Origin of the sequence: Arenimonas sp. GDDSR-1 (assembly GCF_025980345.1) — a bacterium.
Classification (GTDB): domain Bacteria; phylum Pseudomonadota; class Gammaproteobacteria; order Xanthomonadales; family Xanthomonadaceae; genus Arenimonas.
Window position 1 is genome coordinate 1 of the sequence record NZ_JAPDUI010000061.1, and the last position, 14,852, is coordinate 14,852.

Annotated in this window: 14 protein-coding genes and 2 pseudogenes; 7 read left to right on the forward strand and 9 right to left on the reverse strand. The window is 64.2% G+C overall.

Going from position 1 to position 14,852, the window contains the following annotated elements; genetic code table 11:
* Nucleotides 1-207: anhydro-N-acetylmuramic acid kinase (locus tag Q0W88_RS08980; protein WP_297802462.1), on the forward strand; the 207-nt coding region annotated here is incomplete at its 5' end.
* On the opposite strand, the gene Q0W88_RS08985 is transcribed toward Q0W88_RS08980, so the two are convergent.
* Together Q0W88_RS08985 and Q0W88_RS08990 are read right to left on the reverse strand one after the other, a co-directional pair.
* Nucleotides 198-1,472, reverse strand: a complete 1,275-nt coding sequence (locus tag Q0W88_RS08985; protein ID WP_297802465.1) for an MFS transporter — start codon at nt 1,470-1,472, stop codon at nt 198-200. The genes Q0W88_RS08980 and Q0W88_RS08985 overlap by 10 nt on opposite strands.
* Nucleotides 1,472-2,239 (reverse strand): exodeoxyribonuclease III, encoded by a 768-nt coding sequence (locus tag Q0W88_RS08990; protein WP_297802468.1) that lies wholly within the window; start codon nt 2,237-2,239, stop codon nt 1,472-1,474. The genes Q0W88_RS08985 and Q0W88_RS08990 overlap by 1 nt, the downstream gene beginning before the upstream one ends.
* A 63-nt stretch (nt 2,240-2,302) precedes the next feature.
* On the opposite strand from Q0W88_RS08990, the gene pyrE reads away from it, so the two are divergent.
* Both pyrE and Q0W88_RS09000 read left to right on the forward strand, forming a co-directional pair.
* Nucleotides 2,303-2,944 (forward strand): orotate phosphoribosyltransferase, encoded by a 642-nt coding sequence (gene pyrE / locus Q0W88_RS08995; RefSeq protein WP_297802471.1) that lies wholly within the window; start codon nt 2,303-2,305, stop codon nt 2,942-2,944.
* 1 nt (nt 2,945) lies between these two features.
* Nucleotides 2,946-3,626, forward strand: coding sequence for a DUF4124 domain-containing protein (locus Q0W88_RS09000; protein ID WP_297802474.1), 681 nt, complete (start codon nt 2,946-2,948; stop codon nt 3,624-3,626).
* A 1-nt stretch (nt 3,627) separates the two neighbouring features.
* Here Q0W88_RS09000 and Q0W88_RS09005 read toward each other — a convergent pair whose 3' ends face one another.
* From Q0W88_RS09005 to coaBC, 3 genes are read right to left on the reverse strand one after another with little or no spacing between them, the layout of a single operon-like run.
* Nucleotides 3,628-5,952, reverse strand: coding sequence for a phosphomannomutase/phosphoglucomutase (locus Q0W88_RS09005; protein WP_297802477.1), 2,325 nt, complete (start codon nt 5,950-5,952; stop codon nt 3,628-3,630).
* Between the two features lie 2 nt (nt 5,953-5,954).
* Nucleotides 5,955-6,419 (reverse strand): dUTP diphosphatase, encoded by a 465-nt coding sequence (gene dut / locus Q0W88_RS09010; RefSeq protein WP_297802480.1) that lies wholly within the window; start codon nt 6,417-6,419, stop codon nt 5,955-5,957.
* Nucleotides 6,416-7,633: a bifunctional phosphopantothenoylcysteine decarboxylase/phosphopantothenate--cysteine ligase CoaBC gene (coaBC, locus tag Q0W88_RS09015; protein WP_297802483.1), complete on the reverse strand. Its 1,218-nt coding sequence runs from the start codon at nt 7,631-7,633 to the stop codon at nt 6,416-6,418. Before coaBC ends, dut begins: the two co-directional genes overlap by 4 nt.
* A gap of 65 nt (nt 7,634-7,698) precedes the next feature.
* Here coaBC and radC point away from each other — a divergent pair, with 65 nt between their 5' ends.
* The 3 genes from radC to Q0W88_RS09030 all read left to right on the forward strand — a co-directional run bounded on the left by radC (nt 7,699) and on the right by Q0W88_RS09030 (nt 10,844).
* Nucleotides 7,699-8,361 (forward strand): DNA repair protein RadC, encoded by a 663-nt coding sequence (radC, locus tag Q0W88_RS09020; RefSeq protein ID WP_297802486.1) that lies wholly within the window; start codon nt 7,699-7,701, stop codon nt 8,359-8,361.
* A gap of 72 nt (nt 8,362-8,433) precedes the next feature.
* Nucleotides 8,434-10,206, forward strand: coding sequence for an arginine--tRNA ligase (gene argS, locus Q0W88_RS09025; RefSeq protein ID WP_297802490.1), 1,773 nt, complete (start codon nt 8,434-8,436; stop codon nt 10,204-10,206).
* Entirely contained in the window at nt 10,206-10,844 is a 639-nt protein-coding gene (locus Q0W88_RS09030; protein ID WP_297802493.1) for an SPOR domain-containing protein, read from the forward strand. Before argS ends, Q0W88_RS09030 begins: the two co-directional genes overlap by 1 nt.
* A 7-nt stretch (nt 10,845-10,851) precedes the next feature.
* Here Q0W88_RS09030 and Q0W88_RS09035 read toward each other — a convergent pair whose 3' ends face one another.
* The 3 genes and pseudogenes from Q0W88_RS09035 to speA form a co-directional block, all read right to left on the reverse strand.
* A complete protein-coding gene (locus Q0W88_RS09035) occupies nt 10,852-11,313 on the reverse strand; it encodes an NAD(P)-dependent oxidoreductase (RefSeq protein ID WP_343212540.1) in 462 nt (153 codons plus the stop codon).
* A pseudogene (locus Q0W88_RS09040) lies at nt 11,293-11,699 on the reverse strand (NAD(P)-binding domain-containing protein); the annotation flags it as partial. The gene Q0W88_RS09035 and the pseudogene Q0W88_RS09040, both read right to left, overlap by 21 nt.
* A 1-nt stretch (nt 11,700) precedes the next feature.
* Nucleotides 11,701-13,508, reverse strand: a pseudogene (speA, locus tag Q0W88_RS09045) (biosynthetic arginine decarboxylase).
* A gap of 97 nt (nt 13,509-13,605) precedes the next feature.
* On the opposite strand from speA, the gene speE reads away from it, so the two are divergent.
* Nucleotides 13,606-14,463, forward strand: coding sequence for a polyamine aminopropyltransferase (gene speE / locus Q0W88_RS09050; protein ID WP_297802496.1), 858 nt, complete (start codon nt 13,606-13,608; stop codon nt 14,461-14,463).
* Between the two features lie 98 nt (nt 14,464-14,561).
* Here the strand turns inward: speE and Q0W88_RS09055 are convergent.
* On the reverse strand, nt 14,562-14,852 hold a 291-nt coding region (locus Q0W88_RS09055; protein ID WP_297802499.1), incomplete at its 5' end, for a DNA polymerase.

The following is a 14,852-nucleotide window of genomic DNA, read 5'->3' on the forward strand; positions in this document are numbered from 1 at the left end:
CACAACGCCCTGCTGATGCGCAGCCTGCAGGCGCTGCTGCCCTGCCCGGTGCAGTCCACCGCCGTTCTCGGCGTCGATCCGGATTATGTCGAAGCAATGGCGTTCGCCTGGCTGGCCAAACAATGCCTCGAAGGACGCTCCGGGAATGTGGTGGACGTCACCGGCGCAGCCGGACCGCGCATTTTGGGCGCGGTTTATCAGGCCTGATCGGTTCCGAAACCCATGCGTTTCCACAGCCAAGCCAGCAACAGCAGGGCTGGAATGACCGAAACGGCGCTGATCAGGAAGAACACGGAATAGCTGCTCTGCTCGACGATGTAACCCGAGAAGCCACCGACGAACTTTCCGGGCAGATTCGCCAAGGACACCAGAAGGGCATACTGCGTGGCGGTGAAATTCTGGTTGGTCAGTCCGGACATGAACGCGACCAGCACAGTGCCGGCGAAGCCCTGGGCCAGATTGTCGGCGGTGATGGCGGCGAAGAACGCCCAGATCTCCGAGGGATGCTGTGCCATCAGCAGGAAGGCGAGATTCGATACGGCAACCCCGACCGCGGCCACCGCCAGCAGCTTGCGGATATCGAAAGCCGCCACGCAGACACCGCCGATAAAGGCGCCGCCGATGCCGAGCCAGACCCCGTACAGTTTCGAAACCGTGGCGATATCGGCCTTGGTATAGCCTGAATCCAGATAGAAGGGGCCGGCCAGCACGCCGATCATCTGATCCGGAAATTTGTACAGCCCGACAAACACCAGAAACGCCAGCGCCAGCAGCACGCCGTTGCGGGTGAAGAATTCGCGGAAGGGTTCAATGAACGCTTCGGCCAGACTGACTTTGCGGATGGCGACACGGGCGCTCGGTTCGCGCGCCAGCAACGTAGCCGCGAGAGGCAGCAGCATCAGCAGGGCCATTACGGTGTAGGTGATTTTCCAGCCGAACAGTTCCGCGAAATACAGCGCCATGGCGCCGCCGAGAATCAAACCGATGCGGTAACCGAGGGTGTACGTTGCCGCCAATGCGCCCTGCGCATGGATTTCGACAATTTCAATCCGGTATGCGTCGACCAGGATATCCTGGGTCGCACCGGCGAATGCGGCCAGTGCCACGAACGCGATCAGCGTACTGAGATGCGCGGTCGGATCGGTATAAGCCATGGCCAGCAGGGCCAGCAACAGCAGCAGCTGTGACACGAACAGCCAGCCGCGGCGCCGGCCGAGCAAGGGCAAGGCATAGCGGTCCAGCAGCGGCGCCCACAGGAATTTGAGGACATAGAAGAAACTGGCGAAACTGAGCAGACCGATCAGGCTGAGCGCTAGACCGATATCGCGCAGCCAGGTCGAGAGCGTGCCGCCGACGATGAGCAGGAACGGAAGACCGCAGCCGAAGCCGAAGAACAGCATGGTTGCCGCCGACGGCGTGCCGAAGGCGCGCTTGATGCCCTGCCAGCCCTTGTAGGATTGCGTTTCAGTCATCAGTCATAGTCCACGATAAAGGGCGCGTGATCGGAAAATTTCGGTTCGGCGGCGATGGCGCAATCACGCAGCGCCGGCTTCAGGTTCGGGCTGACCATCTGGTAATCGATGCGCCAGCCGACGTTCTTGGCCCGCGCCGCGCCGCGCTGGCTCCACCAGGTATAGTCCTGGCCGTCCGGCTTCAGGCTGCGGTAACTGTCGATCCAGCCGTCCTGCGCGGTCAAGGCCGTCATCCAGTCGCGCTCTTCCGGCAGGAATCCGGAGTTCTTCGCATTCGATTTGGCATTGCGGATGTCCATCGCGGTGTGCGCGATGTTCCAGTCGCCGCACAGCACGACTTTCCGGCCGCTGGCCAGCATGGCGGCGAATTTCGGCCGGATCCATTCCATCACCTTGAACTTGAAGTGCTGGCGTTCCTCCGCCGACGAGCCCGAAGGCAGGTACAGCGAGACCACCGACAGATCGCCGAACCGGGCCTCGATGTAGCGCCCCTCCTCGTCGAACGGCGCCCAGCCTAGACCGGTAATGACTGAATCCGGCTCATTCCGGCAGTAAATGGCGACACCAGAATAGCCTTTCTTGGTGCTGGCATCGCGGAAAAAGGCATGATAGCCCGCGGGACGGAACAGGCCGTCGCCGAGCTGATGCTCCTGTGCCTTGGTTTCCTGCACGCACAGCACATCGGCGTTCTGTGCGCCGAACCAGTCGAAAAATCCCTTGCTGGCCGCGGAGCGGATGCCGTTGGCGTTGAAACTGATGATTCGCATGCCCGTCAACTGCTGATAAACTTGTTCACAAGATTAGCCCAATGCGCGCGCGAAGTGGGGAAAATGCACCCGTACCAGCAGCAGTTCCTGGAGTTGGCCGTCCGCAGGCAGGTCCTGCGTTTCGGCGAATTCACCCTGAAATCCGGCCGGATCAGCCCGTATTTCTTCAATGCCGGCCTGTTCGATGACGGCGACAGCCTGAATCAGGTCAGTGAAGCCTACGCAGCCCGCATCCTCGACTGCGGCGCGGCCTTCGACATGCTGTTCGGTCCGGCTTACAAAGGCCTGCCGCTGGCCACCGGGGCCGCCATCGCCCTGGCGCGCCGGGGCCGCAACGTACCGGTCGCCTTCAACCGCAAGGAAGCCAAGAGCCACGGCGAGGGCGGCAGTCTGATCGGCGCGCCGGTCAAGGGCCGTGTGCTGATCATCGATGACGTGATTACCGCCGGCACCGCCATCCGCGAATCGATCGACATCATCCGTGCCCAGGGCGCGGAAGTGGCGGGCATCGTCATCGCGCTCGACCGCCAGGAAAAGGGCAAGGACTCGGCACTGTCGGCCAGCCAGGAAATCCAGCAGCAGTTCGGCTTCCCGGTGTACAGCATCGTCGGACTCGGCGAGCTGCTGGCTTACGCCGAGCATCACCCCGAACTTGCACAATACCGGCAGGCGCTGCAGAATTACCGCAATCACTACGGGGTCTGAAATGCCGAATGCCAAACTGCTGGTCACCGCTTTCCTGGGCACCGCGCTGATTGCCGGCGCGGCCGCGCAGGAAAAGAAGATCTACCGGTGGGTCGACAAGGACGGCAAGGTCCAGATCAGCGACCAGCTGCCGCCGGACGCGGTCGACAAAGCGCGCAAGGAATACAACGCCAAAACCGGTTCGCTCAAAAGCGATGTGCAGAGCCAGCTCTCGCCTGCCGAAAAAGCAGCGGCCGAGCAGCAGGCGCAGGCCGAAGCCGCGGCGCTGGCCGAAGCGGAAAAAGCCAAGCGCATCGAACAGGGCATGCTGGTCAACTATGAAACCGAGCAGGACCTGCAACGTTTCTTCGATGAACGCACCGACCTGCTCAAGCAGACCATCATCTCGCTGAAAGCCAGCATCCAGTCCCGCCGCGCCGTGCTGATCAGCACCTTGAACGAATTGAGCGAGGCCGAAATGAACGGCCAGGCTCTGGATGCCGGGAAACTGAAAATGCTGGCCGATACGCAGGCCATCGTTGCCAAGCAGACCGAACAGATGGACCGCCTGAATGTCAGCTACCGCGCCTTGCAGGCCGAATTCGCGCTGACCCTTGAAAAATACCGGATCATGAAGTCCGAGGCCGATAGCCGCCGTGCGGCGCTACCCGGCGATGCCGCGGTCCCGACGGCGCAGCCCTGATTCAGAACGGCAGTTTCAGATCCGGCGTCAGCGCCAGCAGCTGCGTGCGGAAAGCGTCCTGGATGCGGACCAGGCCCGCCTCGTCATTTGCCTCGAAACGCAGGACCAGCACCGGCGTGGTGTTGGAGGCGCGCACCAGACCCCAGCCATCGGGCCAGTCGGCACGCACACCGTCGATCAGACTGATGCGTGCGCCTTCAAAGCGGGCCTGTTCCACGAAACGCGCGATGAACGCATGCTGCTCGCCTTCCGTCACTTCCACCTTCAGTTCCGGCGTCGATACCAGCTTGGGAAGCTCGTCGAACTTGGCCTGAACGCCATCGGGCGCGGCGGCGAGGATTTCCAGCAGGCGTGCGGCGGCGTAGATGCCGTCGTCGAATCCGTACCAGCGCTCGCTGAAGAAGAAGTGGCCGCTCATTTCCCCGGCCAGTTCGGCATGGGTTTCCTTCATCTTGGCCTTGATCAGCGAATGTCCGGTTTTCCACATCAGCGGACTGCCGCCGTTGCGCAGGATATGGCCCTGCAGCGCGCCGGTGCACTTCACGTCATAGAGAATGGCCGCGCCCGGATTGCGGCTGAGCACGTCCTCGGCGAACAGCATCAGCAGACGGTCGGCGTAGATCACCTCGCCGGATTTGGTGACCACGCCGAGCCGGTCGCCATCGCCGTCGAACGCCAATCCGAGATCGGCGCCGCCGTGCTTCACCATGTCGATCAGATCGAGCAGATTTTCCGGATCGCTGGGATCGGGATGATGGTTGGGGAAGGTGCCATCGACCTCGCAGTACAATTCCTCGACCTCGGCGCCGATGGCGCGCAGGAGCTGCGGCGCGACCGCGCCGGGCACGCCGTTGCCGCAGTCGACCACCACCTTCAGCGGCTGTTCGATGTGGACATCCTCGGCGATGCGCTCGATGTAGGACGGAATGACGTCCTGCTTGCGGATGTTTCCGGGCTTGTCGGCCCGGATGATTTTCTTGTCGATGATGCGGGTGAAGATGTCCATGATGGCGTCGCCGGAAAGCGTATGGCCGTCGATGACGATCTTCAGTCCGTTGTAATCCGGCGGATTGTGCGAGCCGGTCACCGAAATGCCGCTGCTGAATTCGCCGGTGTTGGCCGCGAAATAGACCACCGGCGTCGGCACCTGGCCGATGTTGATGACCTCGATGCCGGTTGATGCCAGGCCCTCGCACAGGCCATCCGCCATGCCCGGCGACGACAGCCGGCCGTCATAGCCGACCACGATGCCGCGCAGGCCCTTTTCGACCAGGATGGTACCGACCGCCTCGCCGACTTTGCAGGCGATGCCGGGATCGAGATTGACGCCGATGATGCCGCGGATGTCATACGCCCGGAAGATGGAACGTTCGAGCGGCACTTTCGGCTGGGCCGATTCCTTGATGTTGAATTCCGGCGGCGGCGGTGTCTGGGCGGCCAGAACGCCGGCCTGCCGCATCTGTTCCAAGGTCATGTCCGCACCCTCGGCATCGGGATCGGCATCGGACGGCGCCGAATTACGGCGGCGCAGATAGACCGGCGCGAACCAGCATCCGGCAGCGAGCAGGAACAGGGCAACGGCCAGAACCAGCTCACCGATGCCGCCGGCTTCGAACAGGCCTTTCTCGGCCAAGGGCGCCGAAGCCACCACCCGCCACGGGGTCTTTGCGATGCTGACCGCGTTTATCTCCGCGGTGCTTGCCAGTCCGGAATCGCCATGGCTAAGCACATCGATCTGGCCCTGGCGCAGCCCCAGATAGCTGTGCTTTTCCTCGGTGACATCCAGGATGCCGTCCATCGCGCCCATCGGCAGCTGCACGTACACCAGACGCATCTCGGTATCCGTGCCGACCGACTTGGCCAGGCCCAGTCGGCGGCTGCCAGAAACCTGTATGAACCGGATCGCGACCTGCGCATCATTGGTGGCCGCTTCCAGCAGGGCAAGCCGGCCGGCGCCGAATTGGACCACATCGCCGTAGGCCGAAGACAGCCCGGGGGTATAGACCTGGACGCTTTCGGCGTTCTTGAAAGCGTCCTGGAACGTGGTGATGATGGCCGCCTCGCCGGTCGCCGCGGTGACCGGCTCGACTTTCTTCTGCGCCATGATCATGCGCCTGATCAGGGCATTGCTGCGTGCCGTCACTGCCGCCGAAGCATTGTCCCTGGCGGTGATGATGTCGCGTTCATCCTTGTTCTGGGAGTACAGATCGACGCCCTTGTAAGCGAACCAGAGGCTGAGCAGGACAAAAAGCAGGGTGGCGGTCTGCAGGGGATGCTTCTGTACCCAGCCGCGCAGATGTTCAATTCGGGAATGCGTTGCAGACATGATCAGGCGACTCCTGTGTGGCCGAATCCGCCTTCACCGCGCGCGCTTTCGGCGAACTGCTCGACATGGCGGAATTGCGCCCGCAGCACGGGCATGAAAACCAGCTGTGCGATCCGGTCGCCGGGCTGGATGGTCTGCGGCGAATCGCCCCGGTTCCAGAGACTGACCATGAGCGGCCCCTGGTAGTCGGCGTCGATCAGCCCGACGCCGTTGCCGAGCACCAGGCCCTGCTTGTGGCCGAGACCGGAGCGCGGCAGGATGTGTGCGCAGACCGCGGCGTCGCCGATGTGGATGGCCATGCCGGTCGGAATCAGATGGCAATCGCCGGGCTGCAGGGTCAGCGCCTGGTCCAGCATGGCGCGCAGGTCCAGACCGGCCGAATGCGCGGTGGCGTATTCCGGCAACGGGAATTCGGCGCCCAGGCGGGCATCCAGGATGCGGAAATCGATGTTCAGGGCGTGGTTCATGGCAACTGCTCCAGAAGAATTTCCAGAAGCGCATCGGCCGCCTGGCGTTTGGTGGTATGCGCAATGGCGTGACGGCCGGTGCGGGTGAATACGGTCAGTGCGTTGTCATCACTTTCGAATCCCGATCCGGGCATGCCCACGGCATTGGCGGCGATGGCATCGAGGCGTTTGTTGTGCATTTTTTCCCGGGCATATTCCTCAAGGCGCTCGGTTTCGGCGGCAAATCCGATGACCCGCTTCGGGCGCATCGGGCTGCCGGCAACCGCGGCCAGGATATCCGGCGTGCGCTCCAGCGCAAGCGTGGCGTCCGCCTCGGATTTCTTGATCTTTCCGGCGCTGACCGTCTTCGGACGGTAGTCGGCCACTGCAGCGGCGGCAATGAAGGTATCGGTTCCGGCCAGTTCGGCCATGACCGCATCATGCATCTGCGCGGCACTGCGAACATCGATCCGGCGAACACCGGACGGGGTCGGCAGCAGGACCGGACCGGCAACCAGAAGCACTTCCGCGCCCTGCGCCACGGCAGCCTCGGCAAGCGCGAAACCCATCTTGCCGGAACTGCGGTTGCCGAGAAAACGGACCGGATCGAGATCTTCGTAGGTCGGACCGGCGGTAATCAGCACACGCCTGCCCTGCCACGCACCGGCACTGCCGGCCAGAGCGGCAACCAGCTGCCCGGGTTCCAGCATCCGGCCTTCGCCGGTTTCGCCGCAGGCCTGTTCGCCGCTGGCCGGACCGTGGATGCGGAAGCCGCGGTCCTGCAACGCCGCCACATTGGCCCGGGTCGCCGGATTAGCCCACATCACCCGGTTCATCGCCGGCGCCAGATGCACCGGGGCTTCGGTGGCCAGACACAGGGTGCTGAGCAGATCATTGGCATGGCCGCCGGCGAGGCGCGCCAGCGTATCGGCGCTGGCCGGAGCGATCAGCACGGCATCGGCCCAGCGCGCCAGTTCGATATGGCTCATGGCCGCCTCGGCGGCCTCGTCCCACAGGCTGCCGCGGACCGGATGCCCGGACAGGGCCTGCAGGGTGGTCGGGGTCACGAAGCGTTCGGCGGCGGCCGTCATCACCACGCGCACGTCTGCCCCGGCCTTGCGCAGACCGCGCACGAGTTCGGCACACTTGTACGCGGCGATGCCGCCGGTGATGCCCAACAAAACATGCTTTCCGTTCAAAATGCCACCCAGTTTCCCCGACACGGCCCTGCGCATTAGCTTAACCGAAATGCCCGCGGATTCCGACAGATGCGGGCAAATCAGGGGCGCAGACTGAGGGCATGGACAAACCCGCACCCCGCACATGGATCACTCTGCAGAACAAGGCACTGGCACATGGCATCGCCGCGCTCAGCGAGCATGAATTGCTGCAGTTGATCGGCGCGCCACAGCGCGGCGCACCGTCATTGCCGGAAGAAGCCTGCAGCCCCGACGCCCTGCGCGTCCTGAAGCAAAGCGCCATCGGTGAATTCAGCCGAGAGTACCGGGTCGGCATCGGGACGGCCTGCAGACTGGCCGCCAGCCTCGAGCTCGGGACGCGTTACTGGTGCCGGCCGCTGCAGCCGGGACAGGCCATGAACGATCCCCAGCAGGTCCGGCACTGGTTGCGGACCGAACTGCGCGACCGTCCGCGGGAAATCTTCGGCTGCCTGTTTCTGGATGCGCGCCACCGGCTGATCCGCTTCGAAGAATTGTTTGCCGGCGGCCTCGACGGCGCCGAAGTCCATCCGCGGGTGGTCGTCCAACAGGCGCTCCGGCACCAGGCAGCGGCGGTGGTTCTGGTCCACAACCACCCCAGCGGGCATCCGGAACCGAGTGCCGCCGACCACGCCCTGACCGTACGGCTGAAGCAGGCGCTGGCGCTGGTCGATATCCGCGTGCTCGACCACTTCATCGTGGCCGGCAATACGGTCACCTCATTCGCTGAACACGGCTGGCTGTGAATCGCGTCCGGATGCGTCCGGCGGCCGGTTCGGGATACAATGACGGCTTCCCAAGGCATCCGAATCCCGACCGTGAAAGACCATCTCCGTGAACTGGTGGCGCAAGCCCTCCTCGATCTGCGCCGCGAGGGCAAAATCCCCGAAGGCCTGGAACTGCCCGATTACGTCATCGAGCGCACCAAATCGCGCGAACACGGCGATTACGCCACCAACATCGCCCTGCTGCTGGCCAAGCGCATCGGCATGAACCCGATGGCGCTGGCCGAAACGCTGATCGGCAGCATGGATGCCAATGACGAATCCAAGCACATCGAAAAAGTCGCGGTCGCCAAACCGGGCTTCATCAATTTCACCATTTCACGGCGCTGCCTGCTGTCCACGGTCCGTCGCGTGTTCGAAGCAGGCGCGGAATACGGCCGGCAACAGGCCGGATCGCGCGAATCGGTCACCGTTGAATTCGTTTCGGCCAACCCGAACGGGCCGCTGCATGTCGGGCACGGCCGCGGCGCGGCCTACGGGGCGACCGTCGCCAATCTGCTGGAAGCCGCCGGCCATGCCGTGCAGCGCGAATATTACGTCAATGATGCCGGCCGCCAGATGGACATCCTCGCCATCAGCGTCTGGCTGCGTTACCACGAGCTGTGCGGCGTGGCCGTGCGCTTCCCCGACAACGGCTACAAAGGCGATTACGTCATCGACATCGCCCGTGCACTGCGGGCCCAGGAAGGCGATCGCCTGCGGTTCGGTGCCATCGACATCTTCGACGGCGTGCCGGACGACGAAGGCCAGGGCGGCGACAAGGAAAAACATGTCGATGCCCTGATCGGCAACGCCCGCCGCCTGCTCGGCGATGCCGATTACCGGCTGGTGTTCAACGCCGGGCTGGACTTCTGCCTGACCGACATCCGCAACGACCTGCACGGCTTCGGCGTCGACCATGACAGTTTCTTCTCCGAGCGCTCGCTCAGCGTCGACGGCTACGTGCAGCGCGCGGTGGACATCCTGCGGGCGAACGGCCACCTGTACGAACAGGACGGCGCGCTCTGGTTCCGCGCCACCGATTTCGGCGACGACAAGGACCGCGTGGTCATCCGCGACAACGGCGTCTCGACCTACTTCGCTTCCGACATCGGCTATCTGCTGTCGAAATTCGAGCGCGGCTTCGAACGCGCACTCTATATCTTCGGCGCCGACCACCACGGCTACATCGTCCGCCTGAAAGCGGCGGCCAAGGGCCTTGGCCTGGATGAATCGAAAATCGAAATCCAGCTGGTGCAGTTCGCCATCCTCTACCGCGGCGGCGAACGCGTGCAGATGTCGACCCGGGCCGGCAGTTTCGTGACCCTGCGCGAACTGCGCGAAGAAGTCGGCAACGATGCCGCCCGCTTCTTCTACGTGATGCGCAGCAACGACCAGCATCTGGACTTCGACCTCGACCTGGCCAAGAGCCATTCGAAAGAGAACCCGGTGTACTACATCCAATACGCCATCACCCGCTCGGCCGGGCTGTTCCGCAAGCTGCGCGAAAAGCAGTGGAGCTACAACGACAGCATGGCCGTGGCCAACCGCGAACTGATGGACAGCGACGCCGAAACGGTACTGCTCGGCGAGCTGATGCGCTTCCCGGAAATCATCGAGTCGGCCGCCGCCAACCGCGGGCCGCAGATTCTGGCGAATTATCTGCGCGAAACCGCCAATGCCTTCCATTCGTTCTATGAGAACTGCGACATCCTGAGCGAGGACGAAGCACTGCGAAGCACGCGCCTCGGCCTGTGCAAAGCCACCGCCCAGGTGCTGAGCAACGGCCTGGCGCTGCTTGGCGTCTCGGCACCGGAGCGCATGTAATGGCGAAGAAGACCCAGGCCCGCCGCCAAGGCAGCAAAGGCACGCCGGCCTGGGCCTGGCTGCTGGCCGGGTTGCTGATCGGTGCGCTGGCCTACTTCGGCTATCTGCAGTACAGCCTGCTGAGCGCCCCGCAGACCGCCGAAGTGCCCGTGCCGCAAAGCAACCAGGATAATGACAAGGACGCCGAAGCCGGCGTCGAGCCGCCGGCCAGCGGCACCGAAGACGGCGTGCTGGATACCGATTACAGTTTTTACGACGTGCTGCCGACACAGGAAACCCTGGATGTCGCCGCGGGTACCGAACCGGATCCGTCGGCCGTACCGGAAGTGCCGGCGGAGGCGGTCCAAAAGGACCCCGCCGACGCCGCCGCCAAGCCGGAGTCCGCGCCGGCGCAAGCCGCCGCAGAAGCGCGTTATCTGCTGCAGGCCGGCGCTTTCGAACGCAATGCCGATGCCGATGACCTGAAAGCGCGCATTGCCCTGGCCGGCGAAAGCGCGCGGGTGGAAACTGCCGAAATCAACGGCAAAACCATGTACCGCGTCCGGCTTGGGCCTTATCCCAACGCAAGGGCCGCGGAAGCCGCCAAGGCCAATCTGGCCGGCATCGGCATCGCCGCCGCCAGCATCAAGCTCAAGTAAGTCCCGCTCAGCCGCCGCGCTTGAGGCGGATCAGCGCCGAGGTGTCTTCCTCGCCGAAACCGGCCTCGACCAGTTTCGCGTAGTCGGCCAGACTCTGTTCGACCACGCTGTAACGCCGGCCGAGCGCATCGGCCATGGCCTGCACGATATGCAGATCTTTCAGCAGCAGGGCGGATTTGAAACCGGGGGTATAGTTGCCGGCCATCATGGTCGCACCGCGTTTGTCGAGGAACCAATTGCCGGCGGCACCGGCGGCGAGCGTGGGCACCAGCGACTCCGGATCCAGTCCGAGCGCCTCGCCGAAGGCCAGGCCTTCGCAGACCGCCTGCGCGATGCCGGCGACCAGGACCTGATTGACCGCTTTGGTGGCCTGGCCGGCGCCGGTCGGCCCCATGTGGGTCACGCGCAGCGCATAGGCCGACAGCAGATTCTGCGCGCGCGCCAGCACCTCGGCGTCACCGCCGACCATGACCGACAGCTTGCCGTTTCGCGCGCCTTCGACACCGCCGGAGACCGGCGCATCCAGAAAGGCGATGCCGGATTCCGCCAGCAGCGCGGCGGCGCAACGGTGGAATGGTCGATGACCAAAGCACCGGCAGACAGAACGCCGGCAAGATCACGGCAGCATTGCAGCACATCGGCATCTTTCGACACACACAGCACCACCGCATCGCAGCCGGCGAAATCGGCGGGCGTCATCGCGGCCGTGACGCCGCGCTGTGCGGCCACGGTTTCGGCCTTTTCCGGCGTGCGGTTGCCGACGGCGGCCAGCAGGCCCTTGGTCTGCAGATGGCCGGCCATCGGTGCGCCCATGGCGCCGAGGCCGATGAAGCCGACGCGGGTAATGGCATTCATATCACGCTCCGTGCGGGGTTTCTTCGAGATAGGTGTAGCCGGTCAGGCCGGTTTCCAGCGCCGCCAGCGCGGCGGCCGAGGCTGCCGCATCGAGGCCGGCATGTTCGACCAGATGCCGGTAGCGGGCGCGTAGTTCGTCCAGACGGTAGCCGACATAATCCAGCATGACGTCGGTGGTATCGCCCTTGCGCTGGCGCTCGATGCGGTAGCCGCCGAGCGCGTCCAGACTGACATTGGCGGTGTCGGTGTCGCCGAACAGATTGTGGATGTCGCCCAGTGTTTCCTGATAGGCGCCGACCATGAACACGCCCAGACGGTAGCTCTCGCCCTGCTTCAGGGCATGCAGCGGCAGCGAGTGGCCGAGCGTCTGCGACTGCACATAGGTATCGACCCGGCCGTCGGAATCGCAGGTCAGATCGGCGATCACGCCGTGACGTTCCGGACGTTCGTCCAGGCGCGCGATCGGCATGATCGGGAACACCTGGTCGATGGCCCAGACATCGGGAATCGATTCGAACACGGAAAAATTGACGAAGTATTTGTCGACCAGACGCTCGTCGAGTTCGTCCAATACTTCGCGGTGGCTCTTGTCATCCGGATTCAGCTGCCGGCGCACCGCGTGCGCGATGGCGTAGAACAGGTCATCGAGCAGGGCGCGGTCGTCGAGGCCGAGCTGGCCAGATCGCGCAGGTGCTTGATGACCAGCGGCTCGCCGGTGCGCGCGCCGGGCACGTCGCCGTCCGGGGCCTGCTCCACTTCCGAAACATTGACCACCATCATCGCGTGGTGCGCGGTCATGGCGCGGCCGGCTTCGGTGATCATCCGCGGCTCCGGCAGGCCGTGCTCGGCGCAGGCCTCCTGCAGGGGCTGGATCAGGGTCTGCGCGAACTGCTCGAGACGGTAGTTGACGGAACACGCGCCGCGCGAGCGGGTGCCTTCGTAGTCGACGCCGAGTCCGCCGCCGGAATCCATGAAGCGGATCATGCAGCCGGCCTTGCTGAGCTCGACGAAATAACGCACCGCTTCGCGCATGCCGGCGGCGATGTCGCGCAGGTTGGAAATCTGCGAACCCATGTGGAAATGCAGCAGCTGCAGGCAGTCGAGCTGGCCGGCGTCGCGCAGGCGCGCGACCAGATCCAGCACCTGCCGGGGCGACAGGCCGAACTTGGCCTTGTCGCCGCCGGAGTTCTGCCATTTGCCGGCACCGAGCGTGGACAGGCGCAGACGCACGCCGATGCCGGGCGTGACGCCGAGCTTGGCCGCTTCCTGCAGGATCATGTCGAGCTCCGAAGGCTTCTCGACCACGATGGTGGTGTCGAAGCCGAGCTGCTTGCCGAGCAGGGCCAGATGGATGAACTCGCGGTCCTTGTAGCCGTTGCAGACGATCACGCTGCCCGGCTTGGCCAGCGCGAGCACCGCCATCAGCTCCGGCTTGGAACCGGCTTCCAGGCCGAACTGCTCATTGCCGGCCGCGGCCAGCACGCCGGCGACGCCGAAGTGCTGGTTGACCTTGATCGGGTACACCGCGGTGTAGCCGCCCTTGTAGCCCAGATGGCCCATGCCGGCATTGAAGGCGCGCTGCATGGCCTGCAGGCGGTGCGGCAGGATGTCGGAAAAACGCAACAGTAAGGGCAATTTGACGCCGTCGGCGCAGGCGCGTTCGATCAGCTCGGGAATCGGCAGGCGCGGACCCTCGGGACCGAGCGGTTGGGCACAGACACGGCCGCGGCCATCGACATCGAAATAGCCTTCCGACCAGAACGGCAGGGAATACAGCTGTTTGGCGTCGTCGACCGACCAGGCGTTCATGGGCAGGAATCCTCGTTTGGGACGCGTATTGTACCCCCCGGCACCGGTTATCGGATACAATTCGCCTCACTTTTACCGCCCTCAGGATGCACCCGCCATGGCAGACTCCACCTGGTTTTACGAGAACTTCGAACACACCGGCTCGGCCATCGGTTTCCGGACCGTGCGCAAGCTGGACGAGGTGCAGTCGCCGTTCCAGAAGATCGAGATTTTCGAAACCACCGACTTCGGCAACCTGATGGTGATCGACGGCGCGATGATGGTCAGCACGCGCGAGAATTTCTTCTACCACGAGATGATGTCGCACGCGCCGATCTACACGCACCCGGCGCCGAAGAACATCGTGATCATCGGCGGCGGCGACTGCGGCACCCTGCGCGAATGCCTCAAGCATGCCGACGTCGAAACCGTGGTGCAGTGCGACATCGACGAGCAGGTCACCCGCATGGCCGAGAAATACTTCCCGGAACTGTGCGAAAGCAACGCCGACCCGCGCGCCACCGTGATGTTCGACGACGGCATCGCCTACATGCAGAACGCCGCGCCCGGCAGCATCGACATCATCATCGTGGATTCGACCGACCCGGTCGGTCCGGCCGAAGGCCTGTTCAACCGCGCCTTCTATGAAAACTGCTTCAGGGCGCTGCGCGCCGATGGCCTGCTGGTGCAGCAGAGCGAATCGCCGCTGGCGCTGATGGACCTGATCCGGGACATGATCGGCGCGATGTCCGATGCCGGCTTCCGCGGTTTCCGGACCCTGCCCTTCCCGCAGCCCTGCTACCCGACCGGCTGGTGGAGCTGCACCATCGCCGCCAAGGACGGTCGCGATCTCGCCGCCTTCCGCAGCGCGGACGCCGCCGCCAAGACCTTCCGTACCGAGTACTACAATGCCGGCGTCCACCATGGCGCTTTGGCCCAGCCGGAGTTCATCAAGCGGGCCCTGAAACAAAGCTGAAAAAAAGCCCCGCATGCCAGGGGAAGCATACGGGGCCAGAATGGTTGGTGAATTCCCGGCGCGCAACTGTAAATTCTTTGTGAACTTTAGTGCCCGGGTTAATGCGACTCATTCCAGTTGGCCCCGATCCCGGCCTCCACCAACAGCGGCACCTTCAGTTCCGCCGCCGCCTCCATGCGCGCCTTGACCTCGGTCAGCATCTGCGGCACGAAATCGGCATCGGCTTCGAACACCAGTTCATCGTGGACCTGCATCAGCATCAGCGCCTGCTGGCGGTGGCCGTTGATCCAGCCGGCCACGTCGATCATCGCCCGTTTGATGATGTCGGCGGCGGTGCCCTGCATCGGGGCGTTGATGGCGGCGCGCTCGGCGCCGGCCCGTTGGGCGGC